Source organism: Nocardia sp. NPDC051052 (assembly GCF_044456045.1).
Classification (GTDB): domain Bacteria; phylum Actinomycetota; class Actinomycetes; order Mycobacteriales; family Mycobacteriaceae; genus Nocardia.
This window is the reverse complement of the sequence record NZ_JBITFL010000005.1, coordinates 699,876-718,821: the sequence shown is the minus strand read 5'-3', so window position 1 is coordinate 718,821 and position 18,946 is coordinate 699,876. Positions and strand designations below refer to the sequence as shown.

The following is an 18,946-nucleotide window of genomic DNA, read 5'->3' as shown; positions in this document are numbered from 1 at the left end:
GGTGTACCGCACCCACCCAGCCGGGCCGACCGCGACCTACCCTGATGTCATGGGCAGTGGTGAGTTGGGTACGTTCCTACGAGCGCGCCGCGCACAACGGACGCCCCAAGACGCGGGCGTGCTCTACTCCGGCCGGCGCAAGGTAACCGGACTACGCCGCGAAGAAGTCGCCGTCCTCGCCGGGGTGAACGCCGACTACTACACCCGCCTGGAACAAGGCCGCGAGACCCACCCGTCACCGCAGGTGCTCGACGCCCTGTGCCGCGCACTGGATCTCGACCCCGACGCCCGCGAGCACCTGTACCGGCTGGCCGGCACCACACCAGACAACACACCCACACCGGTACCCCAGACCGTGAGCCCCGAACTGCGGCAACTCATGGACGGCTACCCGCACACCCCCGCCTTCGTGCTCAACCACATCCTGGACGTACTGGCCACCAACACCCTCGCCGACGCGCTGTTCTCACCATTCCGCGCGGTGGACAATCTCGCCCGCATGACCTTCCTCGACCCCGCAGGACAACAGTTCTACGCACGCTGGGACTGGACCGCACAAGCCACCGTGGCGAACCTGCGGGTAGCCGCGGGCCTCAACCCACACGACCCCGCTCTGCGGCGCCTGGTGGCCGAACTCAGCGAGGGCAACGCGCACTTCCGCGCCTTGTGGGATACCCACCAGGTGCGCGGCAAGACCCGCGAACCCAAACACCTCATACACCCCGACGTCGGCCCGCTCACCCTCACCTACCAGGCCTTCGACGTGCGCAGCACTCCCGGCCAGCAACTGATCATCTACCACGCCGAACCCGCTACACCCAGCGCCCACACCCTCGCCCTACTGAGCAGCCTCCACGCCACCACACACCAGGCACGCACGGTCGATACCTAACTCGCAAAAACAGCCCCAAGGAGCCACCCCGGGACCAGACGACCCAACCCCGGCGCAGCCCCCGATCGAAGCCACGCCCGGCGTCACGCAGGCGCGCCGAGCGGCGGGTGCTCGAGCACGCGGGGCTTGTACTCGACCAGCTGGATGCGGCCGTCGAAGGTGCGGTGCTCGATCATCTCGAGGGCAACGTCCGGATAGCCGTCGTAGATGCGTTCCGCGCCCGTGGCACCGGTGATCACCGGGAACATCACGACCCGGAATCGGTCCACGAGTCCGGCTCGTAGCAAGGACCGGCACAGGCTCAGACTGCCGATCGTGCTGAGGAGCCCCGAGCCACTCGACTTCATGGCGCGGACCGCCTCGACGGCGTCGCCGCGGACCAGCGTGGAGTTCGCCCACGTCAGTGACTCCTCGAGCGAGGAGGAGAACACCACCTTGGACGCTTGCGTGAGCTCGTCGACAGACGCCTCTTCTTCGGGCCTGAACTCGTCTTGGCCAGTCGGGACCTCGCCGGCGGCGAAGCCCGACATCAGGCGGTAGGTGTTCGCACCCATCAGGTGAGTGGCCGCGGGCTGCTCGCCCAGCCATGCGAGGTACTCCGGGCCCTCGAGACCCCAGAACCCCGGCCATCCCTCTCCCGATGCGTAGCCGTCGAGGGAGGTGATGAAGTCGACGAGAAGCTCCGACATGGAGGTGTCCTTTCCTAAGTGTCATGAGCTTTGACCGACCGGGAGCCACAAATTCATCGGCCGGCGTGGCATGGCGCTGCTGGTCGAACCTTGCATATCAACCAGGCGAAAGCACGGTATTCGGCAGTCGCGGACGTTCGACTGGCCGAGATGGTCTCGGCCAGTTGATTTTCCGGAGCGTCAGGTGGCTCTGTCGAACCCGCGGGTCGCGGCATTTGTGGACGTGCTCGCCGGGCGCGGTGGTTCAATCGCTCGATGCGTGGTGACGAGATCATCGGTCAGTGGAGTGTGGAGGCTGGGTATCACAGCTCGATGGAGGATGAGCAGTTCGTCTTCTGGGGTGATGGTGTGGGGTTGGTGGAGTACGCGCGGCCGGGGGCGAGCGAGTGCGTGCTGTTCCGATGGGCGCGGACGGCGATTCGGACGGTGCGGCTCGAACCGCATCGGTGCGTCCGGCGCGACGGCGGTGCGGTGGTGGATGATGATGATGATGTGCCCGAGGTGGTCGAGATCGGTTATCGGATCACGCGGGAGCAGCGGCCGTTGATCGGTGAGGTGCTGCCGGTGCTGTACCTGCCCGCTCCGTTCGCGGCGATTCCGGACGGCGGGTACGGGCTGATCACGCGGGAACCGGCGGTGTATTTCACGAACATGCGGCGCGCGAGTTCATAAATCGAGGCATCGTCAAAAGTCTGTGCGCACCATGCTTACATCGGCATCGCCTACTTGCCGACACGCTCAGAGACTATGCGACCGTTCCGAAACCTGGATTCGGAACGGCCGCAACCATTTCCGCCGAGAGTAATAGGCGGTCCCTGCGCCTTGGGGGCGCGCGCCGACGCTCGGTATTCGCAGTAGCGGACGTTCGCGAAATCAACCGCGGGCCACAGCTTGTCTCGATCGAACGCGCGCAGGATGTCGGCGAGCCATACCAGGTGGTACGCCTGAGCCTGTTCACATCGCTCGGGGGCTCGGCGCGCTGACCTGACGTCAATCGATATCCAATCGCCCAGCCGCATGCAACAGCAGCGCACCGAAGTTGAGCAGATCGACATGGCCCATATAGCCGGAGCCGTTGCTGGCCATCAGGAAGTTCCGGTACGTCGGCGGCAATCGAATGCCCAGCCGCTCTTCGGCGGCCACGACCGCATCCGCACCGGCCGGCTCGTAACCGATCCAACCCTCACGTTGGACATGACTGCTGACGAACTCGCCGGCCCCGTTCTCCTGAGCACACGCAGCAATCGCGAGTTGTCCAAGAATTTCGAACTGTAGTCGCGCAGGAACGTGCGCCACTCGGCGATCCCGAACAGACGAGTGTCCACGGCTTAACTCCCATAGCTCCAGTGAGCGTGCTCGACACGGCATGCTCTGTGAGATCATCTCGCGAGCCCGCGCCGGGTCGATGGTCCAGCAGTTGCGGATCAGCCGGTCGAGGTCGCCGCCGACCAGGTCGCGCGCCCACGGCTGAATCGCCCTGACGGCGTCCGAATTTCCGGGGACATCGCCGATCGGCACGGTCGTCTGCGGGGCGGCCTGCGTCACCGACGCGGTCGAACTCGACTGTGCCGGAGTCGATGTCGCCGAGTCGCGCCGCTGCGGATCGGCTGTCTTGTGCTCGTCGGTGCCACAGGCGGTCAGCATCGCGCAAGTCGAGGCCAATGCCGCCACCGCGCTTATCCCACGGACATGCCATCAAAAGCGGGTCATGGGCGCGACAGTAGCTTCGTACCCGGTTGCGCCACAGGACGTTAGAGTTCAGGCCACCAGAGCTGTGGGCAGCGCGCCCAAGTGGCACCGGCCCGAGCCGATGCAGGCGGCGTCATCGCGCTATCGGCCGGAATCATTGGGCGAACGTGTCATTGATGTAGTTCGCCGCGTGCGTCGTCCACACCACGTTCGTGCCGGGCAGGTTCTGCGCCGAATAGGCGACGTGCGGGCCGTTCGGCCAGGGCGTGAGCAGGCCGATAACGCCGCGCACCGCCTCGGCGTAGCGGTCGAGGTTGCCCACCGGGTCGTGCAGCAGCCACTGCAGCAGCTCGTCGAAGATCAGATAGCCCACATCGCCGAAGCGCGCACCCTCCACGAACGAGAACGGCGAGATTCCCACATCGATGATCCGCAGCGGCGAGTCCGCCGGGGACGCTGTGATGATGTCGGCCGGATTGGCGTATTCGCGCGTCTGGACCTGCTCCGGCCACGGCCCGTGCTGCCCGTGCAGTCCAAAGGTCGACGGCGGGCACAGATTGTCGACCGAATCTCCTTCACTCCGAAGCGGATTGGCGATATTGACCGCGAACGCGATCTCCAGCGGGCTGCCGTCGGTGTTGGTGTACTGCCCGCAATGAACCCCCTCGAGGATTCGGCTGGCGCAGATGCCGCCCAGCGAATAAGACACCACCCCGCAGATATTCGGTGAATCCTGGATCGCCTGCACCCCGGCGGCGATGCCCTCCTGCACCGAGGTGTCCAGCGACGGACCCCACAGATCCGGGTCGGGCCCGATCGCCGCCGTCCAATCCGGTTCGTAACTGCGGAAATATGTCGGATCGAGCAGGCCCGTGACGGCCGCCGTCATGCCCGTCGGTGCGCCGTCGGGGTTACGCCGCTCGTTGGTTCCTCGAAATGTGAAGATGTCGATCATCGGTGCTCCTGACCCGCAGACCCCCTTAACACCACGGTAGATCCATTGCGACCGACCGGTGGGCAAGTTCAGGACTCGGGCCACGGTAGCGTCCTAGGTCATGACTCCGCCACCGTCCGGACAGCAGTTCTCGATCAGCCATGGCGACCAGCGGGCCGTGATCGTCGAGGTCGGCGGCGGCATCCGGGAGTACCGGATGGCCGGACGGGACGTGCTGGAGCCCTACGACGTGCTGGCGATGGCCGATGGCGGTCGCGGCGGCGCGCTGATTCCATGGCCGAATCGGTTGGCGGACGGCAAGTATCGCTTCGACGGTGTCGACCAGCAGCTGCCGCTGACCGAACCGGCGAAGCACAACGCGATCCATGGGCTGCTGCGCTGGCGGCCGTGGCGGGCGACCGACGCGCAGCAGAACGAGGTCACCATGCGGACCACGCTGCACCCGCGCAAGGGTTACCCGTTCTATCTCGACCTCGCCATCTGCTACGCACTCGCTGACGACGGCCTCACCGTCACCACCACCGCAACCAATCTCGGCGAGACCGCGGCACCCTACGGTTGTGGCCAGCACCCGTATCTCTCGCCGGGGAACGGCCTGATCGACGGCGCGGTCCTGCATTTCGACGCCGCGACCCGGATCGTCACCGACGACGACCGTCAGCTTCCGATCGGCACCGAATCCGTCGCCGGTACCCCGTTCGACTTCACCACGCCGAAGCCGCTGGGCGCGTTGACGATAGATCATCCGTTCACCGACCTTGCCCGCGACGACGACGGCCGCGCCTGGGTTCGGTTGCGGGGCAACGACGGCGCCGTCGCCGAGCTCTGGGTGGACGACTCCTATTCGGTGATCCAGCTGTTCACCGCCGACACCCTCGCCCCCGCACATCGGCGAACCGGCCTGGCCGCCGAGCCGATGACCTGTCCGCCCAACGCTTTTCAGAGCGGCGACGGGCTGATCCGGCTGACGCCCGGCGCCACGGTGCAGACCAGCTGGGGTGCACGACTGACCTCGGCGTGACGATCGCCTCAGCGTGCGGACGCGCCGACCGGCTGCAGCGCACTGGCCAGCGCGAGGAGTTCGTCGACGTCGGCGTCGAGTCCATCGGTCGCCGGACTGGCGATCGACATCGGCCGGCCGCGCACCTCGACGCCGGACGCGCGGGCCTGCAGGGCTTGCCGCAGCTGCTGCGCTAGTTGCGTTGGCGCGGAATCGGTTTGGGGCTCGGCGGCCTGAACATGGGCCATGTAGGGACTGATCCGGACCAGCCCGTCCCGGCATTCGATGACCCGGCGGTAGAAACGACGGTGCACACCGGTGAAGCGAAGCCGGTCGAGTCGCGGGCTGGTCGGCACGCGGGTCAGCGCGTCCTCGGGGAATTCGGCATGCAGCAGCGTCCACAACGGCGTGAGCGTGCGATACGCCCGCAGATGGCGCCACCAGATGCGCCCGGCGGCCACCCTGGTGACGGCGGCGGGCACGGTGATGCCGAACAGGAACAGCCCGAAGCCGGGTAGCAGCAACATCACTCCGGCCACCCGGACCGGGTCGGGCAGGTCGGTGTCCGCGAAGTGCAGACTGCTACTGACCGCGAAGATCGTGAACGCCAGGATCAGTGCGGCCAGCCCGGCCATGGTGATCCGCAGAGCGAACCGCAGCCCGCCCTCGGCGTGCCGCACGATGCGCCGAGTCGCCAGCGCCGAGCTCAGGAACGCGGACAGCAGATAGCAATTCGCGACTGTGTAGAACAGGCTGATGCTGAATACACCGCGAGCTTCCTGCCCCTTACCTGTCGTCACCTGTGCGGCGATGGTTCGCAGTGCCGCGGGAATGAACGCGGCCGTCACGAGCAGCGTGCTCACCACGACGACCAGCACGAGCGCGTGCCATTTGGCTCGGACCCCGGCCTGCCGACGATCGAACGCGCTGTAGGAGAAGAAACAGACGAGGCAGTACGCGCCGGTCATGATCAGCACATGGTTGGTCACCTGGGACCACATCGGCTGGAGACCAAGGAAATCCACGCCTCTGGAGGCGTAGACCACAAAGGGCAAACCCAGGGTCCAGCACACGACTACCGCGGTGATCGAGCGCAACCGCACATCGCGCGGTTTGAGCGCCACCAGGGACAGCATCCACGCCAGCGTGAGAATCCCGAGCCCCACCACGATCTGGATGCCGATCACAGCCAGCCCCGGCGGTCGTTCAGCGCGGAGCCGAGGCGTTGTGCGGCCGCGTCCGATGTCGGCCCCGTGCTGATGTGGTCGAGCACCGAGGCCCATTCCAGGATGATGGTGGCCACCGTTTCGGCTTCGCGTTCCTCGACGGTGTCGTAACAGGTGCGGCGCAGCACGGTTCGCACGTCGTCGGGGCTCAGGCCGCTGAAGGGGAACAACTCGGTCATCAGCGAATCATCCTGCTCATCGCTGTGGTGACCGGCCAGCAGGTGCCCGAGTTCGTGCAGCACGATGTGATCCTGGTGGGCTTTGGTGGTCTCCTGCTGATACAGGATGTAGTCGACGGTGGCGGTGGCGATCCACGCCCCGAATGGGCCAGGGATCGGGATCGGGTGCGCCACCAGCTGGATCGGTTTTCCCCGCTGCTCGCCAACTCGCCGGCACAGCATGGCCACGTCCAACGGCGGCTGAATATCCAACTCGACGAGCAGACGACGCAGGCGGCGACGTAACTCCCGCTCGCCCTTCACGCTGCCTTCAACTCCATCAATCGATCCCCCACTCGTCCGCGACGCCACTGAATGAAAGCTATCGACGTACGCTATCTACGATGGTTGCCGCGTGGCCGTTCGAGGCTAGGTTGCCTCCGCAACCGAGTCAAGCCCGAATCCCACACCGCCCGTCCACCCCACCCCGGACCACCCGGATGCAACCGAACATGGTGTGGCCGTGATGATTTCGCGCTGAAGCGGCTACGCCAACCGGCCGTCCGGGATGAGCGCGGCCTCCGCGACGACGACCGCGTTGCCGCCGAGTTGCTTTGCCCGATACATCGCCGAGTCCGCCCGCCGGAACAGGCTCCGATAGATCGAACCGGTGCGTGGATCGGCGTCCAGCACCGGATCGGCGACCGCGACCCCGACGCTGGCGGTGATCGTGATCGGCAGACCGGCCATCGCCTCGATGGCGCCGCGCAGTCGCTCGGCGACGACGGCGCCCCCGCCCCCTGGGCAACCGACGACGACGAACTCGTCACCGCCGGTGCGCGCCGCGACGGCGCCGGGCGGCCCGGCGGCGCGCAGGCAGCGGGCGGTCCGCACCAGCACCTCGTCCCCCAGCGCGTGCCCGATGCTGTCGTTGACGGACTTGAATCGATCCAGGTCGACCAGCACCACATACACCGCGCCCTCGGCGGTCGAACTCGACAGGTTCGCCAGGTGGAAGTCCAGGCCGCGCCGATTCAGCAGCATGGTCAGCGGATCCGACAGCGCGTCCAGCCGCAGCAGCCAGTGCGAGAACTGCACGATGGGGAGTACGACGCAGGCCACCGCGATGTTGGCGAACGCGACGCCGACACCGAGCGCGATGTCGCCGGTGGCGTGCGGATCGTTCCCGGGCCAGCCGATCACCAGCAGGGTCGCGACCAGCACGATCGACAGCACGGACCAGCCGATGTGGATGGCAAGTATTCGTGGTCCGTGGAAGATCGTCACGTAACCGCCGGTGGTGACCAGCAGGACGATCCCGAGTGCCCCGAGCAGCCGATCCTGCACCATCACGTTGTTGGCGGTGACCGAGAGATCCACCACCGCGACCCAAATCAGCGATTCCCCCGCACTCGGCCACGGCAGCAACCACCAGCGCAGTGTCCAGAGTCCCGCCAGCGTGGCCGCGATGATCGCTTGCGTCACCCCGACTGTCCCGGACTGGCCCGCGCCCGATACCAGGGCCAGCATCGTGATCACCACCATCACCAGGCCGCCGGAGCCGACCATGATCTTCATCGGCACGAGCGCGGACCGCGCGCGGAACGTGGCGACCAGCCAGCGATAGTCGACCCGATCTCGCCACCATGCTTGAAAGATCGACCGAACGTCACCCATCGAGTCACCGCCTTGTGTCGGCCCGGCGTCGGCGTCGTGCCGTCGGCCGGTTGAGCCCGTTGCCCGCATAGCTTGCGCACATAGCTGACAATTAACTGTAACCGAGAGTCGCACTGAACCCGATCCGCTACCGGTAGGCCCGCGGCTGCGCGCTGTTATCGTCGACAACGCCCGCGCCGGGCGGAGGGACCGCGCGAAGCACACCCCCCGCCGACGAGGATGGTCTCTTGAAATACGTGCCCCGCGTTGCCCTGGTCTTGGCGATCCTCGCCGTCCTGTTTCTGGTTCCCTGGTGGACCTTGGTCGGCGCGCCCACCGATGGCACCGGCCCACTGTTCTGGCTCGGTACCGCGGCGTTCGCGCTTGCCTTTGTCGGCCTGCCCGCGTCGATGTTCCTCGGTCACGGACCCGCGCAGTCGGATGCCGCGTCCGTCGTGGGCGACACGCTGCTCGGCATCGCGTGGGTGGTGTTCAGCTGGTCAGTAATCGGCAACATCGCCGGATTGGCCATGGCCATCGTCGGCGTGCACGATCCGGACCGCTCCCGCATCGTCGCCGTTGGCGTGCTCGCAGTGTCGATCGCCCTGGTGGTGTGGGGGATCATCGAGGCGCGGCGGGTGCCTCGGGTGCGCACGGTGGAGGTGTCCATTCCCGGCCTCGGGCAAGGCCTCGACGGACTGCGCGTGGTGGTCGTTACCGACACCCACTTCGCGGCGCTCGATCGCCTGCGCTGGTCGGAGCGGGTGGTCGCGGTGGTCAACGAGCAACGACCCGATATCGCCTGTCACGCAGGCGATCTCGCGGACGGCTCGGTCGCGAAGCGGCACCCGCAGGTCGACCCGCTCGGCAAGGTCGATGCCGCACTCGGGCGCTTCTACATCACCGGCAACCACGAATACTTCGGTGACGCGCAGGGCTGGATCGACCACATGGCCTCGATCGGCTGGCAGCCGCTGCGCAACCAGCACCAGACGGTGACCCGCGGCGGCGACCGCCTGGTGATCGCGGGCATCGACGACCCCACCGGCGTCGGCCTCCCCGGCCACGGTCCCGACCTGCCCACCGCGCTGGCCGGTGCCGACCCGCGACTGCCGGTGGTGCTGCTGGCCCACCAGCCCAAGCAGATCACCGCCGCCGCCGAGGCAGGCGTCGCGCTGCAGATCTCCGGCCACACCCACGGCGGCCAGATCTGGCCGTTCCACTACCTGGTCCGCCTCGACCAACCGGTCGTCGCGGGCCTGAGCCGCCACGGCGCCCACACCCAGCTCTACACCAGCCGCGGCACCGGCTTCTGGGGCCCGCAACTGCGCGTTTTCGCCCCCAGCGAAGTCACCGTGCTGATCCTGCGCTCGGCCCCCGCGAACAACTAACCGGGCAAACCGGATGCCGGAGATGGCGCGGAAACCGAGCCAAGATCGGTTCCGCGTCTTAAACTCCCACCACCACTGCACTCTCCAACAGGTTCGGTGAGTTGGGTTGCGGGGTATCGCGTTTCAGGAGGCAAATATGGGTAGGTGGCTGCACACCCTCACCGCTGCCGGTGTTCTCGTGCTGACCGTCGCGGCGTGCGGTAGTCCGCCGTCCGACCAGGGCAAGAGCGGCGCGGCGGGCACCAAGGACTTCAAGGCCTGCATGGTGTCGGACTCCGGCAAGTTCGACGACAAGTCGTTCAACCAGACCTCCCTCAAGGGGGTCACCGACGCGGTCGCCGCCCTCGGCATCTCGAAGGCGCAGCTGGAGTCGAAGTCGGACAACGACTATCCGACGAACATCAACACGATGGTCCGGCAGAAGTGCAACATCATCGTGACGATCGGCTTCAAGCAGGGCGACGCCACCTACGCCGCGGCCAAGGCCAATCCGGATGTCGACTTCGCGATCGTCGACTACGCCTACACCGATACCTCGAAGAACCCGCCGCTGCCGAACCTGCAGGGGCTGACCTTCAATTCCGCTCAGCCGTCTTTCCTGGCCGGTTATCTTGCCGCGGCCCAGACCAAGACCGGCAAGGTCGGCACCTTCGGCGGGATCAACATTCCCACCGTCGCCATCTTCATGGACGGCTTCGCCGAGGGCGTCGCCTACTACAACAAGGCGAAGGGCAAGCAGGTTCAGCTGCTCGGCTGGGACGAGGCCACCCAGCAGGGTGTGATCACCAATGACTTCCAGGACAAGAACATCGGCAAGACCAAGGCCAACGATCTGATCAGCCAGGGCGCCGATGTCATTCTGCCGGTGGCGGGTCCGGCGGGCCTCGGCGCGCTGGAGGCCGCGCACTCCTCGGGCGGCAAGGTCACCGCGATCTGGGTCGACACCGATGGCTGCGTGAGCGCCGCGGAATACTGTTCGTCGCTGCTGTCCAGCGTCGAGAAGGCGATGGACGTCGCCGTGACGAAGACGATCACCGACGCCTACAACAAGCAGTTCAGCAACCAAGCCTATGTCGGCACCATCGCGAACAAGGGTGTCAGCCTGGCCCCGTACCACGAGTTCGACGCCACCATCCCCGCCGAGCTGAAGGCCGAAATCACCGCGCTCACCACCGATCTCGCGAACGGAAAGATCACCCTCACGTCGAAGGCCCAGCCCGCAGCCAAGTGAGCCGCGGCCGTCACCGGGAGCGATATGCGGCTCGAACTACGCGGTCTCACCAAAAGATTCGGCACTTTGCTGGCCAACGACCACATCGACCTGGTGGTCGAACCGGGCGAAATCCATTGCCTGCTCGGTGAAAACGGCGCGGGCAAGAGCACGCTGATGAACATGCTCTACGGGCTGCTGCAGCCCGACGACGGCGAGATCCTCCTGGACGGCAAAGCGGTGACCTGCCTGTCGCCCAGCGACGCGATCGCCGCGGGCATCGGCATGGTGCATCAGCACTTCATGCTGGTCCCGGTGTTCACCGTCGCGGAGAACATCATCCTCGGCCGGGAACCGACCAAGGGTTTCGCCGTGCTCGATCGCGCGGCGGCGCGTAAACAGGTGCGGGAATTGTCGCAGCGCTACGGGTTTCCGGTGGACCCGGACGCGCTGGTGGCCGACCTCTCGGTGGGCGAACAACAGCGGGTGGAGATCCTGAAGGCGTTGGCCAACAACGTCGAAGTGCTGATCCTGGACGAGCCGACCGCCGTGCTCACCCCGCAGGAGATCGACGAGCTGATCGGCGTGCTTCGCTCCATCGCCGCGAACGGCACCTCGATCATCTTCATCACGCACAAGCTGAAGGAAGTCACCCGGATCGCCGATCGGATCACCGTCATCCGCCGCGGCACGGTGGTCGGCACCGTCGAACCGGCCACGCCCGAAGCCGAACTCGCGGAGCTGATGGTCGGCCGTTCGGTCGAACTGGTGGTCGCCAAGACGCCCGCCGCGCCGACCGGCCCCACCCTGGTCGTCACCGACCTGACCGTGGTCGACGCGGCCGGAACGGTGGTGGTCGACGAGGTGTCCTTCCGCGTCGACGGCGGCGAAATCGTCGGCATCGCAGGCGTTGTCGGCAACGGGCAGTCGGAACTGGTGAGCGCGCTGCTCGGACTGCGGACCCCGGTGTCGGGCACCATTACGGTGGGCGGCTGGGAGGTGGTCGGCCGGTCGCCGCGGCAGCACCTGGACGCGGGCATCGGCTATGTGCCCGAGGATCGTTCGCACGACGGCTGCATCGGCACCTTCAGTGTCGCCGAGAACCTCGTATTGGATCTGATCGATCGCCCGGAGTTCTCCCGGCACGGCGTGCTGTCCCCGGCCGCGGTGAAACGCAATGCCGCGCAACGGGTCGAGGAGTTCGACATCCGGGTCCGCTCCACCGCCGATCCGGTGAGCACCCTGTCGGGCGGTAATCAACAGAAGGTCGTCCTCGCACGGGAGCTGTCCCGGCCGCTGGAGGTGCTGGTCGCCGGCCAGCCCACCCGCGGCCTCGACGTCGGATCGATCGAGTTCGTGCACAAACGCATTGTCCGCGAACGTGATCAGGGCACCGCCGTGCTGATCGTCTCGACCGAACTCGACGAGATCTACGCGCTGTCCGACCGGATCATCGTCATGTATCGCGGGCAGATCGTCGGCATCGTCGGCCCGGACACCCCGCGCGATCAGCTCGGCCTGATGATGGCGGGCGCGCAACCGGGGAGGGACGTTGACTGACGCACCGCGTAGCGATTCGAAGCGGGGTGTATCCGACCGGCCCTGGGTGCGCGAACTGATCGTCAGCGCGCTGGCGGTATTGCTCGCGCTGATCGTCGGCGCGCTGCTCATCATCGTCAGCGACCCGAAGGTGACCGGCGCGTTCGGCTATTTCTTCGCGCGGCCGTTGGATACGGTGTCGGCGGCGGCCACCGCGGTCGGCGACACGTACCAGGCACTGTTCCTCGGCGCGTTCGGCGGCAAGCATCAGATCGCCGAAACCTTGGTGGCGGCAACGCCCTTGATCTGCACGGGCCTCGCGGTGACGCTCGCGTTCCGCACCGGCCTGTTCAATATCGGCGCGCAGGGGCAGCTCATCGCAGGCGCGCTGTTCGCGGGCTGGGTCGGTTTCGCGATACATCTGCCGCCGGTGCTGCACGTGGTGGTGGCCCTGCTGGCGGGTATCGCCGGTGGCGCGCTGTGGGGCGGGATCGTCGGGTTGCTGAAGGCGCGCACCGGTGCGCACGAAGTGATCTCCACGATCATGGGCAACTATGTCGCGCTGTACGCGCTCACCTGGCTGCTCACCACCTCGTGGTTGCAGCGGCCCGGCCGCAACGAGCCGATCAGCCCGGTGGTCGACGACACCGCGCAACTGCCCCGATTCGGGGATACCCGACTGCATCTCGGGCTGCTGGTCGCCGTCGGCGCGGCGGTGTTCGTGTGGTGGCTGCTGTCCCGATCGACGCTGGGTTTCCAGCTGCGGGCGCTCGGCGCCAACCCGGACGCGGCGCGCACGGCCGGAATGAATGTCGGCCGCGCGTATGTGCTGGCGATGCTCATCGCGGGTGGCCTCGCCGGACTCGCCGGTGCCCAGCAGGTGCTCGGCACCGACCTGCCGCTGACCAACGGAATCGCCGGGTCGTTCGGCTTCGACGGCATCACCGTGGCGTTGCTCGGGCGCGGCAGCCCGATCGGCACGGTGTACGCGGCGCTGCTCTTCGGCGCGCTGAACGCGGGCGGCAACGAGATGCAGGCGGCGACCGGCACACCGCTCACCCTGGTGACCGTGTTGCAGGCGGTGATTGTCGTGCTGGTCGCGGCACCGGCCTTGGTGCGCACCGTCTTCCGGATCCGGGCCGAGCGCGCGGACGCGGTACTCGCGAAAGGGTGGAACTGATGGCGACGACCACAACCGGCGCCGCCGCCCGCGGGCTCGAGTCACCGGAGAAGCATCAGCAGCGGCTCCGCCTCGGCATCCTGCTGCTGGTCCTCGCGGTCACCGCGGTCGCGCTCGCGGTGTTCACCAAGTCGGGCACCGTCGACTTCCGTTTGGCGGCACCGGATGCGGCGGGTCCGTCCGATCTCGACGTACCCGCCAAACCGGCGGCGCTGCTGCTGTCGGTGGTCGCCCTCGCGATCGCGATCGCGCACCTGTGGCGTGGCCTGACTGGGCGGTGGGCGGCCGTGCTGTTCGCCGTGTTCGGTGTCGCGTTCGTGGTGACGTTCGTGTGCTGGGCGGCGTCGGGCAAGATCTTCCCGCTCACCAACCAGATTCAGGGCACCCTCGCCCTGTCGACGCCACTGATTCTCGGTGCGCTGGCGGGCGTGCTGTGTGAACGGGCCGGTGTCATCAATATCGCCATCGAAGGTCAGCTGCTGGCCGGTGCGTTCGCGGCCGCGATCCTCGCGACGGTCAGCGGCAGCTTCGTCGTCGGGGCGCTGGCCGCGGTGGTCGCTGGGGTGTTCATCGCCTGGCTGCTCGCGGTGTTCTCGATCCGCTACCTGGTGAATCAGATCGTGCTCGGCGTGGTGCTCGTGGTGTTCGCGACCGGTATCACCGGCTTCCTTTTCGATCAGCTCGTCAACCTGACCGACGGTGCGTCCCGGTTCAACAATCCGGGAACCATGCAGCCGCTGGCCATTCCGGTGTTGTCGTCCATCCCGATCATCGGGCCGACGGTGTTCGATCAGACCGCGCTGGTGTACGCGATGGTCGTCGCGGTCGCCGTGCTCGGGTTCGTGTTGTATCGGACGCGGTGGGGGCTGCGGGTGCGGGCGGTCGGCGAGCATCCGCGCGCCGCGGCCACCGTCGGGATCAAGGTGCTGCGGGTCCGGTATCAGGCCGTGCTGCTCGCGGGTGCGATAGCCGGGCTCGGCGGCGCCTACTTCACCATCGGGTCGACCGGCGGTTTCACCAAGGAGATGACGGCGGGCAACGGGTTCATCGCGCTCGCCGCGGTGATCATGGGCCGCTGGCATCCACTCGGCGCGACCTGTGCTGCACTGTTTTTCGGCTTCACCAAGGCGCTGCAGGGCCAGCTACAGGTGCTGGCGACGCCCATTCCGACCGAGGTGCTGCAGATGACGCCGTACCTGCTGACGGTGATCGCCGTCGCGGGCGCGGTCGGTCAGGTGCGCCCGCCGAAGGCCGACGGCGAACCGTACGTCCCCGGCTGATCACCCGCCGAACAGCAGGTACAAACCGGTGAAGGTGTAGCCGACCATCGTCAGCATGAGCGCGAGCTGACCGGTGGCCCGATGCTCGGACGGCAGCAGCCGCAGGCACTTGTCGTGCGCGGCCGTCACGCCGAGGACATGGCCGGCGAGCACGGCGAGCACCTTCGTGCTGGCGAGCACCGTCGGATGGTCGGACAGTACGTAGTGCACCTGATAGTGCGCCAGCCCGCCGAGGTCCGCACCGCGCTGGAACGGGTCCGCGAACAGCAACAACGTCGCCTGCCCCTTCTCCACCAGGAAGGTCAGGTAGTGCGCGACGATATAACCGGCGATGATCGGCGTGATGCTGTGTGCCAGCAGGCCGGGTAGCTCCGCGCGTTCGGCACGGGTCAGACCACCGGTCGCGCGCGCGGCGAGGGTGAAGACGGTGCCGACGATCAGGATGACGGTGAGCAGACCACCGCTGCGGACCACAGTCGCACCGAAAACCGAACCGCCGCCCAGCGAATCGACGAGGTCGCGCCAGCCGGGCACCGCGGAGAGACTGTCGAAGGCGGTGGAGCCGAGCAGGGTCGCCGCGAGCGCCACCGATCCGGGCAGCACCGGGGTGCCGGCCAGATTGCGCAGCGGAGCACGCAGCACCAGCTCGCCCGAAGCGCGGCGGCCGACCGAACTGAGCCGGGCAAGCAGACTGCTGTACACCTCGAAGGGATCGGCATGCTCGGCCCAGGCTGTCCCGAACAGCACCAGGCCGGCGAGCATCAGCACCACATACCCGAGCAGCCACCAGCTCACCGCCGCAACCGAACCCGGATCGGGGGCGGCGAGCTCGAGCCACACGAAGGCGAACAACCCCAGCACCGCGGGTCGGCATCCCCAGGATGATGGATACCCGCGGATGCCGTCGTCGGGACTGCGCCGCAGCACGAAACAGCCGAACCGGTGCAGCGCCCGCATCGGCGAGACGACCTTCCAGACCGGGCCGGCCACGAGCGACGCCAGCATCACGCCGACCCAGACATATATATAGAACACCCCGGGCACCGGATTGTGTTGCGGCGAAGCGGACCCGAACACCGCGACCAGCCCGACCACTACCGCGCCGACGACGCCGATCGCCGCCAGCACGATCCGGCACACCCGCGAATCGATTACCGCCCGCACGAACGACGGCAGCAGCCGACCGGGCGCGTCCGGATCCAGCCGCGGCCGCCGCCACGCGACCAGCAGGATCGCGAACGAGAACGTCAACGCCCACGCCGCGCCGATCAGCGCGTAGGTCAACGGAATCGGCAGATCGGCCGAGCCGTTGAGCCCGTGCGCCAGCGACCGGGTCACTGCCGGATCAGCAGCGTGGTCACCGTCTTACCGGCGTGATGGAGTTCGACGTCGACCCGCCCGGGCACGGTGACGACGAACCGGAACTCCTGGCCTGCCTTGGGTTCCACCGCGAACGTCTGGCTCGGTTCCGAGTGCACGTGCAGCTCGTCGGCGGCGTCGCTGTCCACCTTGATGACGATCGGCTGATACTGCCTGGCCTCGGTCCTGGTGTTCGTCGGCGTGACGGACCCGCCGGCGATGCGGACCGAAATGGTGACCTCGGCGGGCACGTCGGTCGACACACTCGCCGACGTGCGGGCGGCCGGTGCGTCGACCGATGCGCCACACGCGGTCACCGTCACCGCCGCGACAATGCACACGGCAAGGGCACCGGCTGTGCGAATCATCAATTCTCCTCCCGATCACGCGCGTCGGTGCCCACGGCATCGCGCGCCGACTGCTCGGCCTCGCGACGTTCGGCCCGCCGATCCCGCATGGCTATGCCGAGAATGACGCCGACCACCGCCAACGCGGGCACGAACGCCGGGATCGCCAGCAGCGTGGAATGGCTGGCGAGCACGTCGACGTCCTGTGCGTACCTCATCGGCGGACCGCCTGCGCCATCCGCTCCGCGCGCACGTCGGCGCGGTAGGCCAGCACGATCCGGGCCGCGCCCCACGCCAGCGCCCAGATGATCACCAACGAGCAGACGAGCACGATCAACGATGCCAGCGTGAACAACCACGACGGATAGTCCGACGAGCGTTCCCGTTGCAGCACGGTGATTTCCCGGACGAACGGACGGGTGAACTCGTTGAGCGCGGGCACCTCTTTGGCGTCGATACCAGGGTCGTCGGGCAGATAGACCGGCAATGCGGTCTGCGTGCGGCCGTCCTGCACCCGCAGCACCGTTTTCCAGTTGCCATCGGCCGGCACAGGTTTCGTGCTGACGTAGTGACCTGGTCCGACCCGCTGCAGCTGATCGATCACCAGGCCGCGACCGGGCCGCGCCGAGCCGACACCGCCCTGCCAGGCGAGCAGTTGCATCCACTCTGGGTCGTCACTCACCAGGCCCGTCGGGGTCAGCGTGATGTCGGCGGTCACCATCCGCCCGCCGTGCACGGGTTCGGCGTCCTGCAATCGGACTGCCGCGCCGGCATTCTCGGGGACGTCGATGCGCAAACCGTTCGCGGTCGCCGCCGCGGCGATCAGCACCGCCGCGACCACGAGACCACGCCGCAGCGGCGGCCGCGGCAACGGCTCACCCCGCAGCACCATGCCGAGCAGCGCACCGAGCGCGCCGCCCGCGACACCGACCGGCACCGCCATCGCCAGCAGTTCCGGCCACATGCTCGTCGGCCACCGATCGACGAACATGCCCTCGACCCAGCGCGATTCGAGCCAGATCCCGACGGTGGCGGCGGCCAGACCGGTGAGCGCGCCCCACCACACCGGCTTGTCGATGAGCGGCAGCAGCGCCATCAGTTCCACCACCACCGCGACGCCGAGATACAGCGGAAATACGTTGTGCGGCTCGCCGAGAATCGGGCCTACCAGCACCGCGACCACACCGCGCACGAGGAACGCGAACGCCACCGCCACCAGCGCACTCCCCCGCCCGAGGGTGTATCGCGCCGAGATCAGGGCGACCGTGCTCGCGGCCACGATCAGCATCGGCTGGAAGACCAGCCGGAATTGCTGCACCCCGAAATCGAATTCGACCTGGAAGACCGACAATCCGATCAACAAGCCACCGAAGGCCAGCGACCGGAAAACCCACAGGAACGGGCCGTCGACACGCTCCGGATCTGGCCGGTCGAGCCTGCCTTCGAACTCCAGCAGCAGCACCGCGACCAGCGAGAGCCCGGCGCCGCCGATCAGCATGAGATGCGTCGGCCCCCACAGGGTGACGTCTTGGCCGAACAACCGGTGCCAGATGTCGTCGAGCGGAAAGCCGATCAGCGCGTACAACCCGACCGCCGCCATCAGCACCCCGCCGACCGGTGCATGCCAGGTGCGGGTGATCCGGATGGCCGCCGGACCGGGCTTCTCGTCCAGCGGCAGGATGACGGCCAGCATCCCCGCGATGAAGAGGAAGAACAGGCCGACCAGGATGAAGTAGTGCGCCGGATTGGCCAGTGGCCCAGGGTCACGCCCCTTGCCGATGTGCAGGCTCACGTCCCAGATGAAGCCGAACAGCGCCGTGATGATGGTCGTGATGAACAGCGCGACCGGCAACGCCACCCAGCCGGGCCGGTTTCCCCACTGCCCGAGCCGATCGGCCGCGTTCTTCAGCCAGCTGATCCGGCGGGTGCGATGCAGATAGGCCAGCCAGAACAAGCCCGCGGCGATCACCAGCGCGGCGACGGTCAGCCCGATGACCTGATCCAACGCGGCGCCGCCGCCCTGCGAACCCTTTGCTACCACCGCGAACTCAGGCCTCATCGCGAACATCTCTCTGTAACTCGAAGTCTCTTCAACCTCGAATGCCCACCGAAGACAGAGGTATGCAACAGATCACGCGTCGCCGCCATCTCTGGGACCACTCACAGCGCGGCCGCATCTAAATTGGGGTCGGATCCCAGTTTGTCGATCTTGACGCCGCGCTCGGCAACCGGCGACGTCGCAGAACTTTCTGATCGCCGGGGTCGGGCCGATTCTTGTGCACTTGCCCGAGCGGGACGTACCGCGGCGGAAGAACAAACGGTCACCGGCAGCAAGTAATCAGCATCCAAGACACGGACAAAACAGACAAAATACG

At 67.2% G+C, this 18,946-nt stretch carries 18 protein-coding genes; 8 read left to right on the top strand and 10 right to left on the bottom strand.

Features of this window, described 5'->3' with window-relative positions; all coding sequences use genetic code 11:
- Positions 1-49: 49 nt before the first annotated feature.
- Positions 50-892: a helix-turn-helix transcriptional regulator gene (locus ACIBCN_RS21090; RefSeq protein WP_396993277.1), complete on the top strand. Its 843-nt coding sequence runs from the start codon at positions 50-52 to the stop codon at positions 890-892.
- 83 nt (positions 893-975) lie between these two features.
- Here ACIBCN_RS21090 and ACIBCN_RS21085 read toward each other — a convergent pair whose 3' ends face one another.
- Positions 976-1,581, bottom strand: coding sequence for a dihydrofolate reductase family protein (locus tag ACIBCN_RS21085; protein ID WP_396993276.1), 606 nt, complete (start codon positions 1,579-1,581; stop codon positions 976-978).
- Between the two features lie 255 nt (positions 1,582-1,836).
- Here ACIBCN_RS21085 and ACIBCN_RS21080 point away from each other — a divergent pair, with 255 nt between their 5' ends.
- Positions 1,837-2,253 carry a hypothetical protein gene (locus tag ACIBCN_RS21080; protein ID WP_396993275.1) on the top strand — a complete coding sequence of 139 codons (417 nt, stop codon included), beginning with the start codon at positions 1,837-1,839 and terminating at the stop codon, positions 2,251-2,253.
- 318 nt (positions 2,254-2,571) lie between these two features.
- On the opposite strand, the gene ACIBCN_RS21075 is transcribed toward ACIBCN_RS21080, so the two are convergent.
- Positions 2,572-3,126 (bottom strand): SMI1/KNR4 family protein, encoded by a 555-nt coding sequence (locus ACIBCN_RS21075; protein WP_396993274.1) that lies wholly within the window; start codon positions 3,124-3,126, stop codon positions 2,572-2,574.
- Between the two features lie 298 nt (positions 3,127-3,424).
- Positions 3,425-4,225 (bottom strand): hypothetical protein, encoded by an 801-nt coding sequence (locus ACIBCN_RS21070; RefSeq protein ID WP_396993273.1) that lies wholly within the window; start codon positions 4,223-4,225, stop codon positions 3,425-3,427.
- A 100-nt stretch (positions 4,226-4,325) separates the two neighbouring features.
- Here ACIBCN_RS21070 and ACIBCN_RS21065 point away from each other — a divergent pair, with 100 nt between their 5' ends.
- On the top strand, positions 4,326-5,246 hold the full coding sequence (locus ACIBCN_RS21065; protein WP_396993272.1) for an aldose 1-epimerase family protein: 921 nt from the start codon (positions 4,326-4,328) through the stop codon (positions 5,244-5,246).
- A gap of 8 nt (positions 5,247-5,254) precedes the next feature.
- Here ACIBCN_RS21065 and ACIBCN_RS21060 read toward each other — a convergent pair whose 3' ends face one another.
- The 3 genes from ACIBCN_RS21060 to ACIBCN_RS21050 all read right to left on the bottom strand — a co-directional run bounded on the left by ACIBCN_RS21060 (position 5,255) and on the right by ACIBCN_RS21050 (position 8,286).
- Positions 5,255-6,412 carry an MAB_1171c family putative transporter gene (locus tag ACIBCN_RS21060; RefSeq protein ID WP_396993271.1) on the bottom strand — a complete coding sequence of 386 codons (1,158 nt, stop codon included), beginning with the start codon at positions 6,410-6,412 and terminating at the stop codon, positions 5,255-5,257.
- On the bottom strand, positions 6,409-6,933 hold the full coding sequence (locus ACIBCN_RS21055) for a hypothetical protein (protein ID WP_396993270.1): 525 nt from the start codon (positions 6,931-6,933) through the stop codon (positions 6,409-6,411). The genes ACIBCN_RS21060 and ACIBCN_RS21055 overlap by 4 nt, the downstream gene beginning before the upstream one ends.
- Positions 6,934-7,155: 222 nt before the next feature.
- Positions 7,156-8,286 carry a diguanylate cyclase gene (locus tag ACIBCN_RS21050; protein WP_396993269.1) on the bottom strand — a complete coding sequence of 377 codons (1,131 nt, stop codon included), beginning with the start codon at positions 8,284-8,286 and terminating at the stop codon, positions 7,156-7,158.
- Between the two features lie 227 nt (positions 8,287-8,513).
- Between ACIBCN_RS21050 and ACIBCN_RS21045 the strand changes: the two genes are divergently transcribed.
- The 5 genes from ACIBCN_RS21045 to ACIBCN_RS21025 all read left to right on the top strand — a co-directional run bounded on the left by ACIBCN_RS21045 (position 8,514) and on the right by ACIBCN_RS21025 (position 14,865).
- A complete protein-coding gene (locus tag ACIBCN_RS21045) occupies positions 8,514-9,656 on the top strand; it encodes a metallophosphoesterase (protein WP_396993268.1) in 1,143 nt (380 codons plus the stop codon).
- A 136-nt stretch (positions 9,657-9,792) separates the two neighbouring features.
- The gene (locus ACIBCN_RS21040) at positions 9,793-10,887 is read left to right on the top strand and encodes a BMP family protein (RefSeq protein ID WP_396993267.1); all 1,095 of its coding nucleotides are present in this window, start codon (positions 9,793-9,795) and stop codon (positions 10,885-10,887) included.
- A 24-nt stretch (positions 10,888-10,911) separates the two neighbouring features.
- On the top strand, positions 10,912-12,426 hold the full coding sequence (locus ACIBCN_RS21035; RefSeq protein ID WP_396993266.1) for an ABC transporter ATP-binding protein: 1,515 nt from the start codon (positions 10,912-10,914) through the stop codon (positions 12,424-12,426).
- On the top strand, positions 12,419-13,585 hold the full coding sequence (locus tag ACIBCN_RS21030; RefSeq protein ID WP_396993265.1) for an ABC transporter permease: 1,167 nt from the start codon (positions 12,419-12,421) through the stop codon (positions 13,583-13,585). The genes ACIBCN_RS21035 and ACIBCN_RS21030 overlap by 8 nt, the downstream gene beginning before the upstream one ends.
- The gene (locus ACIBCN_RS21025; RefSeq protein ID WP_396993264.1) at positions 13,585-14,865 is read left to right on the top strand and encodes an ABC transporter permease; all 1,281 of its coding nucleotides are present in this window, start codon (positions 13,585-13,587) and stop codon (positions 14,863-14,865) included. The genes ACIBCN_RS21030 and ACIBCN_RS21025 overlap by 1 nt, the downstream gene beginning before the upstream one ends.
- On the opposite strand, the gene ACIBCN_RS21020 is transcribed toward ACIBCN_RS21025, so the two are convergent.
- Genes ACIBCN_RS21020 through ACIBCN_RS21005 form a run of 4 tightly spaced genes read right to left on the bottom strand, consistent with a single transcriptional unit; the run spans position 14,866 to position 18,630 of the window.
- The gene (locus ACIBCN_RS21020; RefSeq protein ID WP_396993263.1) at positions 14,866-16,203 is read right to left on the bottom strand and encodes a hypothetical protein; all 1,338 of its coding nucleotides are present in this window, start codon (positions 16,201-16,203) and stop codon (positions 14,866-14,868) included. It lies immediately after the preceding gene.
- On the bottom strand, positions 16,200-16,592 hold the full coding sequence (locus ACIBCN_RS21015; RefSeq protein WP_396993262.1) for a hypothetical protein: 393 nt from the start codon (positions 16,590-16,592) through the stop codon (positions 16,200-16,202). The genes ACIBCN_RS21020 and ACIBCN_RS21015 overlap by 4 nt, the downstream gene beginning before the upstream one ends.
- Positions 16,592-16,789 carry a hypothetical protein gene (locus ACIBCN_RS21010; protein WP_396993261.1) on the bottom strand — a complete coding sequence of 66 codons (198 nt, stop codon included), beginning with the start codon at positions 16,787-16,789 and terminating at the stop codon, positions 16,592-16,594. Before ACIBCN_RS21010 ends, ACIBCN_RS21015 begins: the two co-directional genes overlap by 1 nt.
- Positions 16,786-18,630, bottom strand: coding sequence for a hypothetical protein (locus ACIBCN_RS21005; protein WP_396993260.1), 1,845 nt, complete (start codon positions 18,628-18,630; stop codon positions 16,786-16,788). Before ACIBCN_RS21005 ends, ACIBCN_RS21010 begins: the two co-directional genes overlap by 4 nt.
- Between the last annotated feature and the right edge of the window lie 316 nt (positions 18,631-18,946).

Coding starts and splice junctions, on each gene's coding strand:
- ACIBCN_RS21090 (WP_396993277.1), top strand. CDS start 50: ATGGGCAGTGGTGAGTTGGGTACGTTCCTACGAGCGCGCCGCGCACAA.
- ACIBCN_RS21085 (WP_396993276.1), bottom strand. CDS start 1,581: ATGTCGGAGCTTCTCGTCGACTTCATCACCTCCCTCGACGGCTACGCA.
- ACIBCN_RS21080 (WP_396993275.1), top strand. CDS start 1,837: ATGCGTGGTGACGAGATCATCGGTCAGTGGAGTGTGGAGGCTGGGTAT.
- ACIBCN_RS21070 (WP_396993273.1), bottom strand. CDS start 4,225: ATGATCGACATCTTCACATTTCGAGGAACCAACGAGCGGCGTAACCCC.
- ACIBCN_RS21065 (WP_396993272.1), top strand. CDS start 4,326: ATGACTCCGCCACCGTCCGGACAGCAGTTCTCGATCAGCCATGGCGAC.
- ACIBCN_RS21050 (WP_396993269.1), bottom strand. CDS start 8,286: ATGGGTGACGTTCGGTCGATCTTTCAAGCATGGTGGCGAGATCGGGTC.
- ACIBCN_RS21040 (WP_396993267.1), top strand. CDS start 9,793: ATGGGTAGGTGGCTGCACACCCTCACCGCTGCCGGTGTTCTCGTGCTG.
- ACIBCN_RS21035 (WP_396993266.1), top strand. CDS start 10,912: ATGCGGCTCGAACTACGCGGTCTCACCAAAAGATTCGGCACTTTGCTG.
- ACIBCN_RS21025 (WP_396993264.1), top strand. CDS start 13,585: ATGGCGACGACCACAACCGGCGCCGCCGCCCGCGGGCTCGAGTCACCG.
- ACIBCN_RS21015 (WP_396993262.1), bottom strand. CDS start 16,592: ATGATTCGCACAGCCGGTGCCCTTGCCGTGTGCATTGTCGCGGCGGTG.
- ACIBCN_RS21010 (WP_396993261.1), bottom strand. CDS start 16,789: ATGAGGTACGCACAGGACGTCGACGTGCTCGCCAGCCATTCCACGCTG.
- ACIBCN_RS21005 (WP_396993260.1), bottom strand. CDS start 18,630: ATGAGGCCTGAGTTCGCGGTGGTAGCAAAGGGTTCGCAGGGCGGCGGC.